Annotated in this window: 22 protein-coding genes; 7 read left to right on the top strand and 15 right to left on the bottom strand. The window is 53.6% G+C overall.

From position 1 onward, the window contains the following. Positions 1-279: 279 nt before the first annotated feature. From D888_RS22745 to D888_RS20225, 4 genes are all read left to right on the top strand, one after another. Positions 280-3153: a DUF748 domain-containing protein gene (locus tag D888_RS22745; protein ID WP_020674568.1), complete on the top strand. Its 2874-nt coding sequence runs from the start codon at positions 280-282 to the stop codon at positions 3151-3153. A gap of 2 nt (positions 3154-3155) precedes the next feature. Then, a complete protein-coding gene (locus D888_RS0100555) occupies positions 3156-3956 on the top strand; it encodes a M23 family metallopeptidase (RefSeq protein ID WP_083928736.1) in 801 nt (266 codons plus the stop codon). A 74-nt stretch (positions 3957-4030) separates the two neighbouring features. Next, the gene (uvrB, locus tag D888_RS0100550) at positions 4031-6019 is read left to right on the top strand and encodes an excinuclease ABC subunit UvrB (RefSeq protein WP_020674566.1); all 1989 of its coding nucleotides are present in this window, start codon (positions 4031-4033) and stop codon (positions 6017-6019) included. 122 nt (positions 6020-6141) lie between these two features. After that, the gene (locus tag D888_RS20225) at positions 6142-7563 is read left to right on the top strand and encodes a dihydrolipoyl dehydrogenase family protein (RefSeq protein ID WP_020674565.1); all 1422 of its coding nucleotides are present in this window, start codon (positions 6142-6144) and stop codon (positions 7561-7563) included. Positions 7564-7617: 54 nt separating this feature from the next. On the opposite strand, the gene D888_RS0100540 is transcribed toward D888_RS20225, so the two are convergent. After that, complete coding sequence (locus D888_RS0100540) at positions 7618-8190, bottom strand: hypothetical protein (protein WP_020674564.1); 573 nt, start codon at positions 8188-8190, stop codon at positions 7618-7620. 1 nt (position 8191) lies between these two features. Next, positions 8192-8401: a hypothetical protein gene (locus D888_RS0100535; RefSeq protein WP_020674563.1), complete on the bottom strand. Its 210-nt coding sequence runs from the start codon at positions 8399-8401 to the stop codon at positions 8192-8194. A gap of 97 nt (positions 8402-8498) precedes the next feature. Between D888_RS0100535 and D888_RS22740 the strand changes: the two genes are divergently transcribed. Together D888_RS22740 and D888_RS0100525 are read left to right on the top strand one after the other, a co-directional pair. Continuing rightward, positions 8499-9014, top strand: a complete 516-nt coding sequence (locus tag D888_RS22740; RefSeq protein WP_020674562.1) for a DUF2141 domain-containing protein — start codon at positions 8499-8501, stop codon at positions 9012-9014. 73 nt (positions 9015-9087) lie between these two features. Beyond that, positions 9088-10929 (top strand): UbiD family decarboxylase, encoded by a 1842-nt coding sequence (locus tag D888_RS0100525; protein ID WP_020674561.1) that lies wholly within the window; start codon positions 9088-9090, stop codon positions 10927-10929. A 114-nt stretch (positions 10930-11043) separates the two neighbouring features. On the opposite strand, the gene D888_RS0100520 is transcribed toward D888_RS0100525, so the two are convergent. The 7 genes from D888_RS0100520 to D888_RS0100490 all read right to left on the bottom strand — a co-directional run bounded on the left by D888_RS0100520 (position 11044) and on the right by D888_RS0100490 (position 15395). Next, the gene (locus D888_RS0100520; RefSeq protein ID WP_020674560.1) at positions 11044-11481 is read right to left on the bottom strand and encodes a DMT family transporter; all 438 of its coding nucleotides are present in this window, start codon (positions 11479-11481) and stop codon (positions 11044-11046) included. Between the two features lie 42 nt (positions 11482-11523). Continuing rightward, positions 11524-11880 carry a TraR/DksA family transcriptional regulator gene (locus D888_RS0100515; RefSeq protein ID WP_020674559.1) on the bottom strand — a complete coding sequence of 119 codons (357 nt, stop codon included), beginning with the start codon at positions 11878-11880 and terminating at the stop codon, positions 11524-11526. Then, complete coding sequence (locus D888_RS0100510; protein ID WP_020674558.1) at positions 11880-12458, bottom strand: isochorismatase family protein; 579 nt, start codon at positions 12456-12458, stop codon at positions 11880-11882. The genes D888_RS0100515 and D888_RS0100510 overlap by 1 nt, the downstream gene beginning before the upstream one ends. A 34-nt stretch (positions 12459-12492) precedes the next feature. Further along, positions 12493-12720 carry a lipopolysaccharide assembly protein LapA domain-containing protein gene (locus D888_RS20215; protein ID WP_020674557.1) on the bottom strand — a complete coding sequence of 76 codons (228 nt, stop codon included), beginning with the start codon at positions 12718-12720 and terminating at the stop codon, positions 12493-12495. Between the two features lie 127 nt (positions 12721-12847). Further along, a complete protein-coding gene (gene nrfD / locus D888_RS0100500) occupies positions 12848-14122 on the bottom strand; it encodes an NrfD/PsrC family molybdoenzyme membrane anchor subunit (RefSeq protein ID WP_026362146.1) in 1275 nt (424 codons plus the stop codon). A 26-nt stretch (positions 14123-14148) separates the two neighbouring features. Further along, on the bottom strand, positions 14149-14922 hold the full coding sequence (locus tag D888_RS0100495) for a 4Fe-4S dicluster domain-containing protein (RefSeq protein WP_020674555.1): 774 nt from the start codon (positions 14920-14922) through the stop codon (positions 14149-14151). A 2-nt stretch (positions 14923-14924) separates the two neighbouring features. Beyond that, positions 14925-15395, bottom strand: a complete 471-nt coding sequence (locus D888_RS0100490; RefSeq protein WP_020674554.1) for a cytochrome c3 family protein — start codon at positions 15393-15395, stop codon at positions 14925-14927. 238 nt (positions 15396-15633) lie between these two features. Between D888_RS0100490 and D888_RS0100485 the strand changes: the two genes are divergently transcribed. Next, positions 15634-17448: a DUF2339 domain-containing protein gene (locus tag D888_RS0100485; protein ID WP_020674553.1), complete on the top strand. Its 1815-nt coding sequence runs from the start codon at positions 15634-15636 to the stop codon at positions 17446-17448. A gap of 197 nt (positions 17449-17645) precedes the next feature. Here the strand turns inward: D888_RS0100485 and D888_RS22735 are convergent, their stop codons facing one another. The 6 genes from D888_RS22735 to hemL form a co-directional block, all read right to left on the bottom strand. Continuing rightward, positions 17646-18812 carry a cytochrome c3 family protein gene (locus D888_RS22735; protein WP_020674552.1) on the bottom strand — a complete coding sequence of 389 codons (1167 nt, stop codon included), beginning with the start codon at positions 18810-18812 and terminating at the stop codon, positions 17646-17648. Between the two features lie 225 nt (positions 18813-19037). Further along, the gene (atpE, locus tag D888_RS0100475; RefSeq protein WP_020674551.1) at positions 19038-19304 is read right to left on the bottom strand and encodes an ATP synthase F0 subunit C; all 267 of its coding nucleotides are present in this window, start codon (positions 19302-19304) and stop codon (positions 19038-19040) included. An 83-nt stretch (positions 19305-19387) separates the two neighbouring features. Further along, complete coding sequence (atpB, locus tag D888_RS0100470) at positions 19388-20062, bottom strand: F0F1 ATP synthase subunit A (protein WP_020674550.1); 675 nt, start codon at positions 20060-20062, stop codon at positions 19388-19390. Between the two features lie 34 nt (positions 20063-20096). Continuing rightward, complete coding sequence (locus D888_RS0100465) at positions 20097-20462, bottom strand: ATP synthase subunit I (RefSeq protein WP_020674549.1); 366 nt, start codon at positions 20460-20462, stop codon at positions 20097-20099. After that, positions 20446-20715, bottom strand: a complete 270-nt coding sequence (locus D888_RS0100460; RefSeq protein ID WP_026362145.1) for an AtpZ/AtpI family protein — start codon at positions 20713-20715, stop codon at positions 20446-20448. The genes D888_RS0100465 and D888_RS0100460 overlap by 17 nt, the downstream gene beginning before the upstream one ends. Before the next feature lie 98 nt (positions 20716-20813). Next, positions 20814-22097 carry a glutamate-1-semialdehyde 2,1-aminomutase gene (hemL, locus tag D888_RS0100455; RefSeq protein WP_020674547.1) on the bottom strand — a complete coding sequence of 428 codons (1284 nt, stop codon included), beginning with the start codon at positions 22095-22097 and terminating at the stop codon, positions 20814-20816. Positions 22098-22363: the final 266 nt, after the last annotated feature.

The raw sequence follows: 22363 nt of genomic DNA, 5'->3' as shown, positions 1-22363 counted from the left end.
AGGCTGCCCTGGAAAATACCGTCGGATAGTGACAAGACAGGATCCGCAGCGGCGGATCAAGACCCCTCTCGGGGAGAAGTCTCGCATGTTGAACCGGGCCAATCCCGCGTTCACCCGCCAGCAATTACTTCGAACTATCAAGGCCAACTATCACCTTTCACTCAACACATTTTTCAACAAGTTAGCCGACAACAACAAAAGCACAGGTCATCTGGCACCCAAAAGGTCCAGATATCTCTGCTATAATGACAGACCACTACCCTGAACCGGAGTTTTCTCATGCGCCGCTGGCAAAAAATTCTGCTGTCTGTCTTTGTCCTTATCTTCGTGATCCTCATGGCTGCGGCCGTAATTCTACCGAACATGCTGCGCGACAAAGCGATTGCACAGGTCCGTCAGGATTACCATCGGGAGCTCAAAATCGGCAAGATTATTGTCCACCCCCTCAGCCTGCAGCTTGAGATAGAGAACCTTGACCTCAAAGAACCCGACAGCGACCAAACCTTTATCTCTTTTGAGCGCCTGCAGTTCTCACTCAGCCTGCGCTCGCTCATTGAGCGCGCCTTGATTATCGACGACCTGAGCCTGGACAAACCCTTTGCGCGGATAGAGAAGACCGGCAGCGAAAGTTTCAACTTTTCAGATTTTATGCCGGCGTCAGGGTCCAACAGCGCGGAATCCCAGGCACCGGCGAAACCCTTTCATTTCTCCCTGAACAACCTGCAGATCAAAGACGGAAAGCTGATCTTTCTTGACCGCAGCAGCAAGATTAAACTCGAACACCAGATCGATCAACTGAACCTGGCCCTGCCTTTTATCGGCAACATCCCCTATCTGGTCGACCGCTATATCCAACCGTCCATCAGCTTACGCGTCGACGGTTCCCCCTTCACTGCCAACGGTCAGATGAAGCCCTTCGACCGCTCGGTTGAGACCCGCCTCGATATCGACCTGAGTCGAATAGATCTGGTATTTTATGCTGCCTATTTCCAGCCTTTTCTCCCCTTTCAACTGACAGACGGCAACCTCTCGCTGCAACTGAAACTCTCTTACAAAATCACCCCGCAAAAGCAGCCTGAGTTGAAAGTAAGCGGCAACCTGGCCCTGTCGACCCTGCGACTGAAACAGCAGGGGAAGCCGCTGTTTTTTTTACCCTTGTTGCTGGCCGAACTTGATTGGGGCACGCCCCTGAACAACGAATACCATTTTTCGCACATTTCACTTTACGATCCTCAACTGCAGCTCACGCGGCGGGCCGATGGCAGTGTCAACCTGCTGGATCTTTTCCCGGCAACACCACAGGCGCAACCCTCTGCGCCAACCAAAACAGAGACGAAACCACAGATCTGGATTGCGAACCTCCGACTGCGCGAAGGCAAGATTCAGTTCGATGATGAAGCGGCCCCCAAACCTGCACCAGTTGCAATACAACACCTCAATCTCGGACTGTCAGATATTCAATGGCCTGTAGCGAGCGAGATTCTCTGGCAGCTTGACGGGGGATGGAGTAAAGGTGGTCATTTCAAAGCTCAAGGGAAACTGGTCCACACCCCGCTAATGATTGATGGCGAGGTTGAGTTGACGCAGTTTGATCTCAGGGCGATCAACAACTACATCCCGCAAGACATTCGTCTGACCCTGGCCAGCGCCACACTGGATACCCACCTCGCCTTCCACCTGGTCCAGAAGGATGCTCTTGAAGGAAAAATCACCGGAACCCTGGGGGTGCGCGGTTTTTCAGTGACCGGAGTCAGCGATGAACTTCTGGCGTGGGAAAGTCTCCAGTTTGATGATCTCGATGTCGACCTTAAGCCACTCAACATTTCAATCGCCGAAGTCGCCTTAAATAATTATCTGGCAAAAATCCGCGTTCAAGCAGACGGACAGGTGAATCTCAACCAGATCGTCGCCAGCGACAAGGAAGGGACGAAGGTAGCCCAGACAGCAGGCGAGGCGCAGAGCACTGTGTTCAGCCTTCCCCCGCTGCGCATTGCTGAGGTCACCTTACAGGGGGGGGAAGTTTCCTTTGTTGATCATCACCTGCCGAAGCTCTTTGCCACCAGCATGTACAAGCTCGGCGGACGCATCAGTGGCCTGACAACAGCGCCGGGTCAATACGCCAGTGTCGATCTGCGCGGGGAGCTGGAGAATCAATCCCCCCTGACCATCAGCGGTAAAATTGCGCCTCTCGCCGGTGAACTGGACACCAACCTCAAAGTCCGCTTCACCGATATCGATCTGGCCCCGATCACGCCTTACTCGGGCACCTATCTCGGCTACACGATCGACAAGGGCAAGCTCTATCTCGACCTTGATTACCAGATCACCAAACGTCAGGTGACAGCAAGTAACAGCATTTTCCTTGATCAGTTCACCTTCGGCCAGGCCGTGGCCAGTAAACAAGCCACCGGACTGCCGGTGCGGTTGGCGGTCGCGCTCCTTAAGGACCGCAAGGGGGAGATTCATCTAGACCTGCCGGTCAGCGGCAGCACCGACGACCCCAAGTTCGGGATCTTCAGTACGGTCATGACCCTGCTGAAGAATCTGCTGGTGAAGGCGGCGACGTCTCCCTTTAATCTGTTAGCCTCGATGTTCGGCGGCAGTGATGATTTCAGCCAGATCAGCTATGCCCCGGGCGTGGTCGCGCTAACGCCGACAGATCAGGATAATCTGAAAAAAGTCGCGCTGATGCTTTATGAACGACCCGCCCTCAAGCTGGAACTGAGTGCGTTTGTCGATCCGGAGAAGGATCCCGAGGGCTACCGTCAGGAAGAGCTGAAGCGACGGGTCGAGAACGAGTGGAGAAAAAGCACGGTCCCCGGCACGTCTCAAAGTATCTCCGCCACTGAATATCTGGAAAGTTTACAGCGGGTCTATGTCCAGGCCAAATTCCCGAAGCCCCGCGACGCTTTCGGCAAGCTGAAAAAGCTCCCGCCCGCCGAAATGGAGAAACTGATTCTGGCCAACATTCGCGTCGGGGATGAAGAATTGAATCAATTAGCCAAAAACCGCGCCACTGCAGTCCAGACGACACTGGTACAATTGAAACCCGAACTGAAATCCAGAATCTTCTTAAAGAATGCCGAAATCACCGCGCCGCCGGCCAAGGGGGAAAATCCGGCCCGGGTCGAGTTCGGGATCACCACAGATTGAACATGAAAATCGCAACCCTGATCCTTTGCAGCCTGCTGTTCACAACCCCGGCCCTGGCCCTGATAAGCAGGCTGCAGCCCGGGGGATATTACTTTGGTCAGGCCCCACCCGGTAGCCAGGTTTTCTACCGGGATAAACCGCTCCATCTGACCGCGGACCAGCATTTTATTCTCGGTTTCGGTCGCGACGCCGAGCTCCGGCAGCAGCTGACCCTGCTTTCTCCAGATGGCCAAAAATCAGAGCTGTTTCTCCAGCTCGAACCTCGCAGCTACCGGATTCAGAAAATCAACGGCATCAGCAAGCGGATGATGGAGCCCTCAGCTGAAGAGCTGGTGAGGATTCAACGGGAGGCCGCTCTCGCCAGCTCCGCCCGTCAGCATTTCAGCAACCTCTCAAATTTCAGGGAACCCTTCATCTGGCCGCTCAAGGGCAGAATCAGCGGGGTTTATGGCAGCCAGCGCATCCTGAATGGTGAACCCCGACGCCCACATTATGGGATCGATATCGCTGCGCCCCAAGGAAGCCCGGTTATCGCCCCGGCCGGTGGTACTGTACGTCTCGCCCACCAGGGGATGTTCTTCTCCGGCAAAACCCTGATCATCGATCACGGCTTCGGCCTCTCTTCCACCTTTCTCCACCTGAGCAAGATTCTGGTCAAAAAAGGGCAACGGGTCAAACAGGGGGAAAAGATCGCCCTGGTCGGCGCCAGCGGTCGCGTCACCGGACCGCACCTCGACTGGCGGATCAACTGGTTTAATGAAAGGCTCGACCCGGCGTTATGGGTGCCGTCGATGTCGAGATAGGTCTTCCCCCTCTACCTCAGACTGGGGTACCTTGAGACGTGATCCTTTAGCCGCCTTATTATGAAACGCACTCTATGGCCCGTTTTGAACTGAAATCCGAATTTTCCCCCGCCGGTGATCAACCCCTAGCGATTGCCGAGCTGGTCGCAGGGATCGAACGCGGCGACCGGCATCAGGTCCTGCTCGGCGTCACCGGTTCGGGAAAAACCTTCACTATGGCGAATGTGGTGGCCCAGGTGCAGAAACCGACCCTGGTGCTGGCACACAACAAGACCCTGGCGGCGCAGCTGTATGGTGAATTCAAGGAGCTGTTCCCGGATAATGCGGTCGAGTATTTTGTCAGCTACTACGACTACTACCAGCCTGAAGCCTACGTCCCCTCGACCGACACCTTCATCGAAAAAGACAGCGCGATCAACGAGGAGATCGACAAACTGCGCCACAGCGCGACCCGCAGCCTGTTATCGCGCCGCGACGTCCTGATCGTCGCCTCGGTGAGCTGTATCTATGGTCTGGGCTCACCGGAAGCCTACTTCGGCATGCTGCTCAAGCTCGAAACCGGACAGGAGATCGAGCGCAACGCCCTGCTCAAACAGCTGGTCGAAATTCAATACGAACGCAACGATGTCGATTTCCATCGCGGCACCTTCCGCGTGCGTGGCGACTCGGTCGAGATTTTCCCGGCCTACGAGGAAAAGCGCGCAATCCGCATAGAGTTTTTCGGCGATGAGATCGATGCGATCAGCGAGATCGACCCCTTGCGTGGCCAGGTCATCGGTCGGCTTGAGGAGACAGTCATCTTCCCGGCCAGCCATTATGTCGCCACGCGCCCGACCCTTGAACGCGCGGTCAAGGAGATTCAGGATGAACTCCAACTGCGCATTCAACATTTTCGCGACAACAATCAACTGCTTGAGGCCCAACGGATCGAGCAACGCACGCTGTTCGACATCGAGATGATGGAAGAGATAGGTTACTGCCAGGGGATCGAGAACTATTCACGTTTTCTCGACCGCCGTCAGCCCGGCGAGCCGCCCTCGACGCTGCTCAGCTACTTCCCCGAGGACGCGCTGATGATTATCGATGAGAGCCATGTCAGCGTCAGTCAGGTGGGTGCCATGTACCGCGGCGACCGCTCGCGCAAGGAGACCCTGGTCAACTTCGGCTTCCGTCTCCCCTCGGCGCTGGACAACCGACCGCTTATGTTCGAGGAGTTCACCGCCAGACAACCCCAAACAGTCTATGTTTCCGCGACCCCGGCCGACTACGAGATGGAACAGGCTCAGGGGGTCTTTGTTGAACAGGTGATCCGTCCGACCGGACTCATCGACCCACCGATCGAGGTGCGCCCCGCCGTCGATCAGGTCGACAACCTGATCGGGGAAATCCGCGAGGTGGTGGCCAAAAACGAGCGCGTGCTTGTAACCACCCTGACCAAGCGCATGGCCGAGGATTTGACCGGCTACCTGCAGGAGATCGGCATCCGCGTAAACTACATGCACTCCGATATCAAGACCATGGAGCGGATGCAGATTATCCGCGGTCTACGTGAGGGGGAGTTCGATGTGCTGGTAGGGATCAACCTGCTGCGCGAGGGGCTGGATATCCCCGAGGTCTCGCTGGTGACCATCCTGGATGCTGACAAGGAGGGTTTTTTACGCTCAACCCGGTCCCTGATCCAGACTTGCGGGCGGGCGGCGCGCAACGTCGCCGGACGCGTCATTCTGTACGGTGACAAGATCACCCGTTCGATGCAGGCCTGTCTGGACGAGACCGAACGCCGGCGCAAAAAACAGATTGCCCATAACCTCGAACATAACATCACCCCGCAATCGATTAAAAAATCGATGCACTCGATCCTCGACGGTCTGGGCCGTGTTCGCGAAGATCTTTCCCTCGCCGCTGAGGACCTGAGTCATTACGGCAGTCCAGCGGCGCTGCAGAAAGAGATCACAGCGACCAAAAAACAGATGCTCGCGGCAGCAGCTGACCTCGATTTTGAAAAAGCCGCGGAGCTGCGCGACAGGATGCTTCTTCTGGAGAAGCGTGAATTACTGCTGTGACCGAGAGAGCAGGACGAAACAAATGCCACAGCAGCGAGTCAGCTTCAGCATAAACCTGCTAAAATTCCAGAGATTTGATTGCTCACTTTGAGCTGACGAACCAACACCGCGGGAGAGCTGCCATGCCCTATCATCCTGACATTCTAATTCTCGGTTCTGGCACCACCGCTTTTGCCGGGGCCCGGCTCGCCGCCGCGCGAGGGGCCAGGGTCTTGATGATTGAGCAGAGCCACCTGGGCGGAACCTGCGTCAACTGGGGCTGCATCCCGAGCAAAACCCTGATCGACAAGGCCGAAATGTATCACGCGGCACGGCGAGGGATGAACTGGGGGCTCAATCTGACCGCCGGGCGTCCCGACTGTAAAACCCTGATGGCGCTTAAACGCCGTGCTGTCGAAACCGTTCGTGAAACACATTATGAGCTTGAGCTTGAAAACACGCCCAATCTTGAGGTCCTGCGCGGTCATGCCGCGTTTCTCTCGCCCCACGAGGTGCAGGTCGGTTCAGACATCATCCGCTGCCCTAAAATTCTCATCGCCACCGGTGGCACACCGCGAGTGGTTCAAATTCCCGGCCTCAATGAGGTCGCCTATCTCACCAGTTACAGCGCCCTGCAGCTCCCCTGTTTCCCTAAGTCAATCCTGATCCTCGGGGGTGGTGTGATCGCGCTGGAGATGGGACAGATGTTCTCGCGCTTCGGTACGCGAGTGACGATCCTTGAACGTGGACCGGTACTGCTGAGTGAATTTGACATACGTTTGACCAGCCAGTTTCAGCAGATCCTTGAAGCCGAGGGGGTCCACTTTCTGTTCAACGTCGAAACCGACCGGGTCGAACAACGAGGCAACGAAGTCTGCCTGCACGCACGGGTGGGTGCCGAAACCCTCGAGCTCTGCGCCGAACGCCTGATGCTGGCCATCGGGACCACCCCCGTCAGCGAGGGGATCGGGCTGGAGAAGGCCGGGGTGCAGACCTTGTCAACCGGCTTTATCCGGGTCGACCGTCAACTGCGCACAACGGCACCCGGGATCTGGGCGGCTGGTGATGTCACCGGCGCACCCTTGATCGCCCCGGCTGGTGCGCGTGAAGCGATGACCGCGATGGAGAACATGCTCGACCCGGCTACCGCCTCAACCATCGATCACCGTCTCACCCCGATGGCAGTCTTTGTCGACCCAGAATTTGCCACGGTCGGTATGAGCCGTCTCACGGCCGAGGCCAACGGCATACAGGCGCTCGAAAATTATATTGACCTCGATCGGGTCCCCAAAGCACATGTCATGGGCGATCGCCAGGGGGGGGTGCTGCTCTGCGCCGAAAAAGGAACCGGCCGGGTTTTGGGAGTGCAGATGCTGGTGCCGCGCGCGGCAGACATCATCCATGAGGCGACTCTGGCGATCCGCTTTAACCTCAGCGTAGTCGACCTGGCGACCACCGTCCACGTCTACCCCAGCATCAGTGATGGCCTGCGTCTGGCGGCTCAGGATAACGCCCGCCTGCAAGGGCTGCTGGACGGACCGGTGATGGCCGAAATCACCAAATAAAAAGGGCCGACTGCATAACAGCCGACCCTTTTTAACCCCGCGCTATTCAACTTTTTAGTGACCGGTAATGCGGGTCATCAGATCACTGACCACATCGGTGATGCAGTCCTGAAACAGATCTTTGACCTGTACCTCGATTGTCGTGGTCTGTCGCGTTTGGAGATCATAAAACTCCAGGCGATAACCGACATCCATCAGTATTCCCTGCGCCGGCGCAGCGACCGTTGAGCGGTGCAGGATCACCCCGGTGATCAGGAGTTCTGGTGCTGCTTTCAACCCCAGTTCTGACTGAATTTGCGCCGGGGTCATTGTCTTAAGGTGTGCGAGCTTTTTAGCTGTTTCGGCAAAACGATCCCCCAGATAAAAATCCGCCTGGAAAAGACCCAAGCTGTTAAACGCCGAGGTAAAATTGGCCGTTTCCTCGCCGCGACAGATGTAATACGCCTGCTCTGTCTTGGCAAAGGGGCCGACAATCACCGCGGTGCTCCCAGCTTTCAGATTCTGCAATTGACCATCAACAACCGTAAAATCCTTAACCCCGCCACCCGCAACCATGCTGGCACCGATTATCGGCCCGCAGCCCGCAAGCAGAACAAGTAGCATCAAGATCATTCCACGAATCAACATGTCACACTCCTTTAATCAGATGATGGCAGCGCAGACAATTATCGGCAGGTTTATGGTCCTGACGCTGGCTCAGATCATGGCACCCCAGACAATCGGCGTTCGTCACATCACGATGTTCCACAATATCTGGGCGCCGCGGAGCAAATGCTCCCATACGTATGGTACAGGCCGTCAGAACCATCAGCAACACAACAGCAAGGATCCTCTTCATCGTAACCTCATCTTTAAATGGACTCTTCCGCTCAGACATGAACACGGGTACACTTTAGCATCGACCAATTAATTTTACACGCTTCGGAGCCCTGATTTTGATTCTTTTTTTGGCCACCCGTTTCAGCACTCTCGCTCTTCTGCTCTTACTCGGAGCCTGCGGCACCTCCATTCCAGTTGCTACGGTTCCTGCGGGAGAGGGGCGATTGGACCTTAGCTTTCAAAGCTTTCGAAATAGTTCAGGAGAGGCGCTTGTCTTCATTTACCCAGGTCCTCCGGGTTTTCCAGATAAGGACGCGCCAAACATCAAACGTCTCCACCTTCCGATTCATGACCGGCGGGCCCATATTACCCTGGGAAAACTGCCCTATCATGTCTATGCAATCGCCGTACTTCATGATGAAAATATGAACGGCCAAATGGATAAATCTTTGTCCGGCTTTCCGCTTGAAGGTTTCGGTTTTTCACTAAATCCCAAGCCGAACTTCGGTCCTCCCGATTTTAAAAAGGCACGCTTTCTGTTTGCTTCCCCATCTCAGCAGCAGTCGATTAATATCCAGTATCCACAGAAGAAGACCAAGCGGCTGAAACCCCAGGCCCCTCCGCCCGGTTGATATACATCTCGTCATGATCTATAAATGGCACAGGCTGTCTTCATCCTTTGCGCTTCTAAGACCCTGAGGTTTTATGGGATACCGCACACTTAAACAAGCCGTTTCTGAACTCGAAAAAACTGGCCAGCTAATCCGCATCAATCAGCCGATCGACCCCAATCTGCTGGCCGGTGCGATTCAACGACGCGTCTATCAGGCACAGGGCCCGGCCTTGTTGTTTAGCAACCTTGAAGGCTGCAGCTTTCCGGCGGTTGCCAACCTGTTCGGCACCCTGAATCGCACCCGCTATCTGTTTCGAGACAGCCTGCGCAGGGTTGAAACCCTGGTTAAACTGAAGATCGATCCCAAACAACTGTTCAAACATCCATCAAACCTGCTGCGTGCGCCGATCGCGGCCCTGCATCTCGTGCCGAAGCGGGTCAAATCAGGGCCGATCATGCTTCAGCAGACCTGCATCGCCGAACTACCACAGCTCAAAAGCTGGCCGATGGATGGCGGAGCCTTTATCACCCTGCCGCAGGTTTACACCGAAAGCCCGAACCACCCGGGTCTGCGCAGCTCGAATCTTGGCATGTACCGGGTTCAGTTGTCGGGCAATGATTATATCGAGAACGAAGAGATTGGCCTGCATTACCAGATTCATCGTGGCATCGGCGTGCATCATCGCGAAGCCCTCGCCCTGGGCCGCCCGTTGCGGGTCAATATTTTCATCGGCGGTCCGCCGGCCATGACGGTTGCGGCGGTGATGCCGCTCCCTGAAGGGATGCCGGAGCTTGCCTTTGCCGGACTCCTGGCCGGACACCGGATTCCGCTGGTCAAGGGCCCCGGAAATCTGCCGATGCCAGCCGAAGCCGATTTCGTGATCTGCGGCACCATTGATCCCCGCCAGAAGAAGCCGGAAGGGCCCTTTGGCGACCATCTCGGCTATTACAGTCTGTCCCATGATTTTCCACTGGTGAAGGTCGACGCGGTCTTTCATCGCCCCGATGCGATCTGGCCCTTCACCACCGTCGGCCGACCGCCGCAGGAAGATACCAGCTTCGGGGCCTTTATCCATGAACTGACCGGGACCCTGATCCCCGAGGTGCTCCCCGGAGTGAAGGCGGTGCATGCAGTCGATGCCGCCGGTGTCCATCCGCTGCTGCTCGCCATTGGCAGCGAACGCTACACCCCCTATGATCATCTTCAGCGGCCTCAGGAGTTGCTGACCCAGGCCAATGCGATCCTCGGTCAAGGGCAGTTATCCCTGGCCAAATATCTGCTGATAATCGCTGAAAACGATCATCAGCGACTCGATATCCACGACATCCCGGCGTTCTTTAACCATCTGCTCGAACGAGTCGACTGGCGACGTGATCTGCACTTTCAAACCAGCACCACCATCGACACCCTCGATTACAGCGGTGACGGCTTGAATCGTGGCTCCAAAGTCGTGATCGCCGCCGTCGGTGCAGCGCGGCGTGAGCTGCCCCTGCGGGTTCCCGAGACTATAAAATTACCCGTCGGTTTCGACAATCCACGGCTTGCCCTTCCCGGGGTGCTGCTCGTCAAAGGCCCGCCCTGCAAGACATATCAGCCGGGAGCCGACCTTCACCTGGAGCAATTCTGCACCAGTATTGATTCGGCCAACCCTTTGACTACCTTTCCACTGATCCTGATTGTTGATGACAGTAACTTCTGCGCCGCGACCCTCAACAACTGGCTGTGGGTTGCATTTACCCGGAGCAACCCGGCAGCTGACATCTACGGTGTCGGCGAAACGATTCTGGCCAAGCACTGGGGATGCACTGGCCCTTTGGTGATTGATGCCCGGATCAAACCCCAGCATGCCCCCCCGCTGACCGATGACCCGCAGATTGAAAGGCAGGTCGATGCGCTCGGTGCCAAAAATGGACCGCTACACGGAATTATCTAAAAATTAAGGATCCAAGGCTCGGAAGGAACACGCAGTGGGAGATCAGAGGTGTCGATCGACAGTGCGAATGCACGATCTCTGGTCGATATTGTCGGCGGCTCAAAACCCGAAGGGCTATCTGCGATAAATCAACGCGACCCCGACCATCAGCAGCACAACTCCGGCGAGACGCCCCAGATCAAAAGGGATCTGGCGCATGCCGAACAGGCCAAAATGATCGAAGACAACCCCCGTCGCCAACTGGGCCACAATCAAAGCCGCCATCACGGTTCCGGTCCCAAGCTTAGGCACCGCCAGAATCGTCAGCGTGACAAAGAACGCGCCGAACAGTCCACCTGTCAGCTGCCACCACTCGACCTGAAGAATCCCCCGAAACGAACCCCGTCCGACGCTGAGCGACACCAGCACCAGCACCAGAGTTCCAACCAAAAACGAAACGGTTGCCGCTTCCAGAATCCCGACCTTTTCGGCCAGACGGGCGTTGATCGGCGGTTGAACTGTAGCAGCGGCACCACCGATAAAAATTGCCAGCAGCAAAAACAGATTCGACATGTTTATCCTTTATAAATCCTGCTGAAGATGATTAAGGATGGTTTATAACTTTTCGGAACAACTTTGGCACTCCCGACAGAAGGGACTTTCGGGTTGAACTTTTAGCCGCTGATAACCGATCGGTTCTTCGCAACGCCGACAGGTACCATATTGGTTACTCGCGATGGCCTGCAGTGCATTCCTCAGCAGTTGCAATCGCCGCGTTTGGGCCTGCCGACCCGCAAGCGCCATCTGCTGTTGCTGCATCGCAGCCACGCGTGACAGGCGCCCGATCGGTTCATCCAGATCAATCGGCTTGCTGCTTGCGCTGGACCTTTCGAGCGACTGCTCCAACTCGACACAACCTTGCCGGATCATGGAGCATAATTCGTCCTGCTGCGCAGCGGTCAGGTCATCCATCAGAGGGTGCGCCGCCGGGCCAGCTGGGAAACTGTTTTGAAACCGGGATGCGTAGCACCGCCGACCAATTGGAAAAGCACGATCTCAGTACTGGTCATCACGGCACCAGCGGCAGTAGCAGTAGCAACTGCCGTTTCAAAATCCGACTTAAAGCGTGAGCAGACGGCGTCTTTTACCAGATGCACCGTATAACCCTGATCGCGCAGATCGAGCAGGGTCTGCAACACACAGACATGCGCTTCCATCCCGACCAGAACCACCTGTTTAGCCCCGGTTTTTTCAAGCGCGGCCATGAAGCTGGGTTCGCCGCAGCAAGAGAAACTGGTCTTCTCGATACAACTCTGGCGCGTCGCCGCATTAAGGCTGGAGATGGTATGACCCAAGCCCTTGGAATATTGTTCGGTCGCAATCACCGGCAGCGCCAAGGAAGCAAACCCCTCCAGCAGCAGTTCAATATGCTGGACCAGTGCGCCACTGACCCGACTGTTCATGGCGGGAACCAACTTCTCCTGCACGTCGACTACAACCAGTGCCACCTGCTCGGGCTGTAGCCAGAAGTTCTCCTTTAACTTCCCCATATAAATATCCCTTTCCTGTGAAATTTCGTTGCTGTTATTCTGCAGTCTTCTTTTGGGAATTTTTGCTCCGCGATGGACGTTTGCTGGCTACCAGCAACAGTCCCGTCGTAATGCCGGCAACAAAAACCACGAGCAGGAGTAATGCGCGAGGTAGTCCAAAGTTCCAGAATAAAAAATTAAAAACGACCGTTTCGGTGTTTTGCATGACAAAAATCAACACCAGGGTCAACAAAATCAATGAGAGGTAAAGTTTCCAGCGCATCGTATTCGCCTTTATAGTAAAACTTGGATCCGGTCATTAACTCACCCACCATGCCGTAAGTCAATCCCCGAAAAAAAGGCTGCCTCAATCGAGACAGCCTTGATCCGATCAGGAGAGAATCTGTTGCTTAATGAGCTTCATCATCATTGTAGAACGCCGGGAAGATCATGTTGAGGAAATAAAAGATCACAAACGGTGTCGCTGCAACCAACAAAGCTCCCCCCAGACCCTCTTTGAAAGTTTCCAAATTGTGGGGGATAATCGGCATGACATAGTCCATGAAGCCGTCGAAGGTTAGCGAAAAAGACTGCCCACCGATAACTACGTTCCAGCGCATCATGAACACCCCGAACAGCACCAGCACACTCGCTAAACAGGCACGCCGTGTTGTCAATCCCGGTAACAACAGCATCACGAAGGGAAGAGCATTCCCGATTCCGTACTGGAAAACGAAAATCTTAACAAAATCACGCTCGTAGATGACTTCGCGCACAATATCCCAAGACTTGACCGCCGTGTACCCGCGAAAAATAATATCGAGCAGTTCCAGGGTTATGGCCAGGATCATGAAAATCCGTAGATACTTGGCGGTCAGCGTGGTTTCATAATCATGCATTTCATGCATCTCTTCCACGGACAGATTCATGGTACCGGCCAGCTGATCCGGCAGAAAATAGTTCTTGCCGCGGGCCAGAGCCCAACGCCGCAGCCACATGAAGAGCGCGTAACAGACAATACACAGGGCGATCCCCGAAACAATCGCCGACATAATAAAAATAACCGGCATCAACGGCGTCATCCACAAGGCATTCGCCTTAACCGAGCCAAAAATGAAACCGGCATAACCGTGGAGAAAACAGGCGACCGGAATCCCGATCCCGGCCAGAACCTTGGTGGCCTTATGATCCGCCTCCAACGCTTCAGGACTGAGATCCATGGCGCCGAGACTTATAACCTTATAAATCATCAGCAGCAGGCCTTCGACTCCTTTGCGTTGCTTATTTCCAAGCCGATGGATGCTCTGGACAATAAATTTGCGGTAGACGAACCAGATCTCGGAGGCAACGATACAGCCATAGGTCATAAAGACGATACCGAAGGCCGAAATGGCCGAGGTAAAATGCGGCGTCATCATGACGTTGATCCCGCGAAGCGGCTGTTGCAGATGCAACAGCAGCGGCATCATCGCGACCGGAAGCAGGGCAAAAGAGAAGACCAGCGCGAACCGGGCAATTTCCTTAAGTTTTTCGACCGCGAAAACGTGGTATAGCGAAGAAAGAACGAACGCTCCGGCCACTAAGCCAGTCATGTAGGGGTAAAGAACGATCTGAATCGCCCAATAAATATATTCATTTGGCAGGACGAAGAGGTCCTTGATCGTCCAGACCTCGCCATGAACCATCAGATGAGCAACTTGTTCAACCATGATCAGCGCACCTCCTCGTTTAATCCAATGTAATAACATTGTGGCTTGGTCCCATACTCCGGGCGCAAGACCCCGACCCGTTGCGTCATAATGATCTTGGTAACTGGATCTTTATGATCACGCAGGTTCGCCAACTTGCGGGCACCAAAGGGGCAAGCCTGAGCACAGGCGGTGTTGCCACCGTTGCTGATCCGGTGATAGCAGAGCGTACATTTGTCCGCAGTATGAACCACCGGGTGGAAAAAACGCACACCGTAGGGACAGGCCATGATGCAGTAACCGCAACCGATACACCAGGTGCGGTCAATCAGGACCACGCCATCCTTGGTCCCGTAAGTCGCACCGACCGGACAGACCTGAACACAAGCAGGCAATTCACAGTGATTGCAGAGCTTGGGCACGAAAAACGCCTGGGTAATGTCCTTGTCTGACACCAGCTTCATTCCCGAGGCATTTTCATCAATCAACTTACTGGTGTAGCCGTCACGCGCACCTTTGGGACAATCCTTGAACACCTCTCCATCCCGGGTCATCACATAACGCTCGACCCAGGTTCGGGTCACATTGGCATCATAGGGGATATCATTTTCCAGTTTGCAGGCCTTGACACACATACCGCAACCAACACACTTAAGCGTATCAACCAGAAATCCCCAGCGCAATTCAGGGTTCTCTGCAAGAACTTCCTGAGGATCGAGCATTACCAGAGCTGATGTCGAGACCGCCGCTCCAGAGACAAAGACAGCGGTACTTTTAATAAAATCGCGTCTCTTCATGGTTACATATTCTCCAGACTCGGGTTGTGCGGATTATGGCACTCGGCACATTCGATCCCCGAATTATGGGTTTTCGGATCGATGCCACGCAGGTCATTACGCTGGCTGGAAGGCATAAACAACTTTGAATGACAGCGCAGACACAGATCGCGGCTACGGTTGATCGTTAATTTTTCTGGATCTTCCGGATGATTCAAGGCGGGACCGTGGCAATCCTCGCAGGGGATGATGCCATGATCAGATTTGGCGATACTTGCGCTGTTGTCTTCGTGGCATCCAGCGCAATAGTCGGAACTCTTATACTTAGCAGGGAAATTTTTCCACTCTTGCTCGTTGCTCAGTCGGTGAAAACCAAAAGTATACCCGCGATCTTGAACCCCGAAATCGGCTGGAACGTAAAACATTCTAAAAATCAGAATGCCGGCTACAAGCCCAATGACCACATAGAGCGGCCGCCACACGTGTTTTTTCACTAGTTTCCTCCCTGTCTAAATCGATATTTTAGAACAATGTTCTTGATTATTGGACAAGCTTAGCTGCCAAGTCAACAATTATCTCAACCACTTAACATCTATATGGTATAAACGGAAATTGTGGTATATTTTCCAGGCTCTATGATAATATCAGGCCTGAAGGATATATGTCACATACGCAAATTGGGGCTCATAAGCCCAGCATCATATAATACTGTTTGAAATATCGGAGGACTTCATGTCTAACCAGACGGGCCCTAAACTTAGCCTTGACGATCTCAGCCAACAAGTCGAATCCCTGACTCTACGAGTTGTTCAACTGGAACAAGCGCTAAGGTCCGGTCTCCTCTCCGAATCTCCTGCAAAAACAGCCCAAACCACTAAAACCACAAAAAAAACCGGCAATCGCCTGCTGCAACTGATGGGAGGCAGCTCGCTATTACCCCGCATTGCTGCTCTCAGCTTTTTAATGGTTGTGGCTCTGGGTCTAAGGACTCTGACCGATGCCGGCACCATCGACCCCCAGATCGGGTCGCTGCTCGGCATGGTGTACGCCGCTTCTATCGCCTTCACAGGCTGGTTCCTCTACGCCAAGAAGAGTGAACTTGCCCCGGTCTTCTCGATCAGCGGCGGTCTGTTGATGTTCAGCATCGTCCTGGAATCACACGCCCGCTTTGATTCCATCCCTGCCGAACTGGCCTATATGACACTAGCCGCAACAGGTATAGGTCTGGCCCTTACAAGTTACTGGCAGCGAGTCAGTCTGCCGATTCTGGTCGGGACCTTCGGGATGTGCCTCTCAAGTGTGGCCATAGACTGGCCAGCCCCCTTCTTCCCCTATCTGGCGTTGGTCCTCTGGCTATCAAACATCCTGGCCTTCTTTGCGACCCGCTTAAAACGCAGTTCCTGGCTTCGCTGGGTAACACTCGTGTCCACCCTCTTTATGCTGATGCTCTGGCGGACCAAACTTGGCTCTTTTGTTAACTTTGGCGGTGAACTGCAAGCCAACCTTGCTCCAGGGTGGATCATCCCGGTCTCTTTGCTCCTCGGAGGTACCTTGCTGGGCATCGCCCTGCTCGGCATCTTACGCAGTGGGGATCAGCGCATCTCCAAATTCGACCTGGCCCTGCCGTTTATCAATGTCCTCTGGGCGCACTGGTTTGTCCGTTTTCCGGTTGAAAACTTGCCCGTCTTCGGCGGAATTTCTACTCTGATTGCAATTCTACACCTGATCATCGCCTGGAGACTCTCCCGGCGCAAGCTATCACGTGCACCGGGTACCAATGCGTTCACTCTTGCTGGAGTCGCACTGCTCTGCGTCTCGCTGCCTGATCTTTTCGGCAGCATGCTTTATGCTTTACCGCTTCTGTCAATACTGGCATTGGGGGTTAATATCCTCTCAACCCGCTGGGGGAGCGGCGGCATGCGGGCAACGTCCTACATGCTGCAAATCTTCGTCACCCTCTCGCTCACCTGGTTTCTGGGCGGCGAAGGTGTCGCCGATCACTTTATTGATGGCCTGGTCGTGAGTGGCGTCTGTGGCCTCTTCGGCCTGGCTCACTATCGCTATTGCCGTAAGAATTCACCCCCCGCAGAATCGTCCCTGTTTGGGAATTTCGACAAACTTGACCGGTCAGCAGTGCTGGTTTTACTTGCCGGCTTAGCTAACGGCTATTTTATGACCATGGTCTTGGTCTATCAAGGTCTGCTCCGCTATCCTGATGCGCAGGTTGCCGTTGCCTTGGCGTCTATCCAATCCGTCTCGATCAATGGCGCCGCCACCGTGATCATGTGCCTCGCTCTGGCCTGGCGGAACAAAGAGCTGCGCAATGTCTCAATTTTGATAACCATCATCGGCGGAGCCAAAGTTTTTCTGGGAGACATGCTCAGTATCAGCGGACTTGGCCTTGTCGTCAGCGTGTTCTCATTCGGCCTGGCTGCAGCCCTTGAATCCTTCGCCCTGTCTCGCTGGCAGAAGGTCGATGCCTGGGAAACCAGCAAAAAGGAATATGAATTGAAAGAAAAACATGCAGCGGCCCAGGAAGAGGGTTAAGTATTACGAAAGCACAAACGTTATCTCTCTGCAGCGTACCCCGGAGGATTTACCCGCTAGGATAACAGCCAGGTAGCGAGCCGCGAACGTAGAATGATCATAAAAGCCTTGTTAGTAGACAAGGGCTCCAATCAGGAATAAAAAAGCCCCGACTGCAATTGCAGCCGGGGCTTTTTTATTCCTGATTTTTCGTCGACCTACCAGGCGTCGTTCAGTCCTTTTTGGATCTCACGGAAATCTGCAGCTACAGAATCAAGAATCGCGTTAGCATACTCATTGTTGTGAACCCCGTGGGTTCCATCGTTCCGAACTAGACGAAAATTATAAAGCGCTTTTTCGTACCGGGCCCATTCTTCTGTAGTTTTTCTCTTACGCTTATCTGCATCTTTCAACAAAGTTTCAACCTCGGAACGAATCAGGTTGAGTTCCTTCAAACGAGCCTTGGTGCTGCTGGCCCAATCATTAAAGATATCGACGTAGTCAGCTTCATGGCAGTTGGTACAGGTCGCGGACGTCGGACGAAACTGGCCACTTTCCGCACCGGTATGACAGCCTTCACATTTAACATCGGCCGCCCACATCAGACTTGGCTCACCAGCGACACCCTTTGCCCCCTTGCCCAGATTCATATCATACTGGGCTTCGTGGCAGGTCTGGCAATTTGCCAGCTGCGGGGCTGAAGTATCTTTATTTTCGGCATGACAGACCAGACACATGTTCATGCGGTCACTCTTGGACTGGGCGCGATGGATCAAGCCGAAGTGGCAGGAGTTACACTCCAGATCGAATGATTCAATGTGGAAGGCATGATCAAAGTGAGTACCTCCGACAAAGGTGTCCTTCATGATATCCGGCAGACCCTTACGCTCACGGAACTCGGGGTTTTTGACCGAGTCGAGCATGCGCATTTCAACCAGCTGCATAGTGTATTTATGCTTCTTACGATATGCGGCGTTCCCTGCATCTGTGTGGCAAAAGGTACATTGTTCAGAGGGGACAAGATGTTGATCCGGGTTTTCAAGAATATTCCGCTTCTCTTCCGGGGTGATGGTCAATTGCATATAGGTATCTCTCAGGCCACCAAGCTTCGCCTTGATATAACCTAAAACACCGGGACGACCATGGCAGTCGAGGCAGGAGACACCAGCCGCAGCGTGACCCGAATGTTCCCAGGAATCGACTTCTGCCAGTGCGCCAAACCCTTTGTCAGGGTGGCAGAGTTGGCAAAATTCGGGTTCGGAGGTCATGTGCAGAATCTGGATGTTGACATAACCAAAGCCGACGATTGCAACCAGAGTCAATACCGTCACCAAAATCAGGTGACGCCGACACCAGGCCAGAAAATTCTTAACAGTCACTCCCATGATTCACTCCTGTTGAGATTGCAGAGCCCTGAGGCCCTTATATGGTATTTTTTGCAGCCAACTGGCAGAGTTAAACCCGAAACTAATACCCGATATCGCCTTGAAATGCAACCGTAAACCGCATACTGCATGCAGTATCCAATGGCCGATTTAGTTAAAGGCCCAACAGACAAAAAGGGCGAACCCTTTGGAGGCCGCCCTTTTTGACTGACAGTTTTAGCTGATTTATTTAACCAGCAACTTCACGACTTCTTCAGTGAAGGGATTGGCAAAGAGGATAATCATGGCAACAACGAAAACATAGATAGCCAATGACTCGATCATCGCCAGACCGATCATCATGGTGGTCAGGATTTTACCCGAAGCGCCTGGGTTGCGCGCAACACCTTCAACTGCCGATTTAATGGCCAGACCCTGACCGATACCGGTACCGAAAGAACCAAGACCCATGCCGATACCAGCTGCCATCACACACCATGCAAAAAATTCCATTTTGTTCTCCTCTTTTTGCTGTTTGAATTGTTCCTATAGATAGCTAGGACTGACTCTTCGCACCCGCGAAGAGATTAAATGACTTAGTGAGATTCTTCTAAAGCGCCGGCGATATAGATCATAGCCAGAAGGGTAAAAACAAAGGTTTGAATAAAGGCAATTAACACCCCCATCAGCATCATCGGTACGGGTACGATCAAAGGCACCAGCGCGATGAAGATCATCAGTACAATCTCATGTCCCCACATATTACCGAATAGACGCAGAGTCAGAGAGAGCGGACGAGCCAGATGGCCGATAATTTCAATGATAAAAATCAGCGGCGCCAGCCACCAGATCGGCCCCATAAAATGCTTAAGATAACCCGCACCATGTTTCCTGATACCGACGGCATGGGTAATGACGAAAACCGTTAATGCCAAGGCCGCATTGGTGTTGACATTTGCCGTTGGAGGAGCGAAACCGGGAATCAGCGCGATCAGGTTTGAAACCAGAATAAACAGCGCCAAGGTGGCAATCAACGGGAAGTAGGACTTCCCCTCTTCACCCATCGTCTCTTCGAGAAGACCCTCGACGCCGGAAACAACTGCTTCCATCAGATTCTGCGCACCGCTCGGAACCAGGCTGACCGCACGAGTCGCGACAAAAGCAACCACAATCAGAATAACCATAACCAACCAGGTGTAGGTCACATGCTCACCGATATTGAGGTGCAACTGCTCAGTCAACCACTGCAGAAATAAAAAGGGATGAATCATGATCGAAAGGTCTCCTTCTATATAAAACGAATGTCTAGTAAAGTCGTTTGAGTGTTGTCAACAGCAGGCTTATGACAACGACTGAAAGCCCGAAAACCAAGGCCAGGGGATCAACCCCACCGCGGACCAGAAGCAGGAAGATGGTGCTGCCAACAAACAGCAGCCGAAAAAAATAATTCCGCTTGAATCCACGAGGAGAGTAGGCCTGCGGTGAACTTATCACCTTCATTAAAGAGCGCCCCATCCACCCGAAATTCAGAATAACCAGCAGTCCCCCGGCGACAACCCCCAAGGTTACTGGCGCTGATCGCCAAAAAAGACTGACCAGAACCATAAACACCAAAACGAACCAGTTCAGACGACCAATATCCTTAAGCAACTGATCATCGCGGTTTGTCACGTTTTGATTCCGACTGGTTCTGATCGCCCTGCTCTTGCCGGCGCAATTCACGCCTCGTCAAAATAAAAATGTTCCGAAATCCAGAAACAATCCCCATCAATAAAAAAATCAAGGTCAACCAGGGGGTTGTCCCCAACCAGAGATCGAGATAATGGCCGATGGCCAGACCGATAAAGGTGGCCGCCACCATCGAGATTCCGACACTCGAAAGAAAACTTAGTGATTTAAATAGCTGTTTATTATTTTCTGCCATAATTGAATTGTATACAGCATACACTCTGCCGCAAAGCCGCACCTAAATAGCACAGCGAGGGCATCAAGTCAACCGCTAAGCTCTCCATTCATCTGGGGTTAAAGTGCCGCAAACGCCTTGGCTGCAGCCTCAATCGTACGATCAAGATCATCCCGGCTATGGGCAACGCTCATAAAGCCCGCCTCAAACTGAGAGGGCGCCAGATTAATTCCGGCATTGAGCATGCTGCGGAAAAAACGTCCAAATGCGTCAGTATTACTCTTGAGAGCGTCGTCAAAATTATTGACCGGACCCTGCTGAAAAAAAGTGCAAAACATTGCTCCGACGCGATGACTGCAGGTGGCAACCTGCGCACTGTCCGCAGCCTGCCGCAGGCCCTTTGACAGATAAGCGCTCTTCTCTTCAAGTTGCTGATAAAATCCATCTTCCTGCAACAACTTCAAAGTGGCAATTCCGGCACTCATCGCCAGCGGGTTGCCTGACAGGGTTCCCGCCTGATAAACACCGCCAAGGGGTGAAAGTGCCTCCATGATCTCGCGCTTGCCCCCGAATGCTCCCACCGGAAGACCGCCTCCGATGATTTTGCCGAGACAGACCAGATCACCACGTACACCGTAACGCTCCTGAGCGCCGCCGTATGCCACCCGGAACCCGGTCATAACCTCATCAATAATCAGCAAAATGCCCTCAGCATCACAGAGCGTCCGCAACCCTTCCAGAAAACCGGCAACCGGTGGTACGCAGCCCATGTTTCCGGCAATCGGCTCAATAATGATACAGGCCAGCTCCCCTTTGTTTGCATCAACTATTCGCCGGACATCAGCCAGATCATTGTAAACCGCCGTCAAAGTGTACTTGGCAAAGTCGGCCGGAACTCCTGAAGAAGTCGGCACCCCGAAGGTCGCGAGACCACTGCCGGCCTTCACCAGAAGGCTATCAGCATGGCCGTGATAACAACCGTCAAATTTAAGGATTTTGTCGCGCCCGGTGTAGCCACGCGCCAGACGGATAGCACTCATGGTTGCTTCTGTGCCGGAGGAAACCATCCGCACCATCTCAATATTCGGATAGGCCGCACAGACCATCTCGGCCAGTTCCGTTTCACGGGCGGTCGGCGCTCCAAAAGAAGCACCACTGGCTGCAGTCCGCTGGATCGCTTCAACGACCTTGGGATGACAGTGGCCCAAAATCATTGGCCCCCAGGAACCGACGTAATCAATATATTCGTTGCCATCGGCATCGGTAATACGGCTACCGGCGGACTTTGTGATAAATAGTGGATTGCACCCGACCGACTTAAACGCCCGCACCGGACTGTTTACTCCACCAGGAATGACGGTTTTGGCTTTCTCAAAGAGAGCTTCTGAGGCTTGATGATTCATAATAGCTGACCCTTTCCAAATATGATAAAGCGTGACTGGTCGTTGAAATATCTCCCTATTCAACCCGATTCCGGGAAGATACCTTGGGTATCATGCCCCAGATGGAGTGTCAAGAATCACGGAAAGAAGCCCTGCTGATACCTTTTTTGTTCACACTTCGTCCCAAAGATAAAGACAGAATCGGTGTTATTAGTAGGAGACAGGACCCAACGTCCAAGAACAAGAGGTATTTTTTATCCCAGCCCTCAAAAAGCCAAAGAATTTCT

Origin of the sequence: Geopsychrobacter electrodiphilus DSM 16401 (assembly GCF_000384395.1) — a bacterium.
Classification (GTDB): domain Bacteria; phylum Desulfobacterota; class Desulfuromonadia; order Desulfuromonadales; family Geopsychrobacteraceae; genus Geopsychrobacter; species Geopsychrobacter electrodiphilus.
Note: the sequence above shows the minus strand (reverse complement) of the source record. Positions and strands in the feature narration are given on the sequence as shown.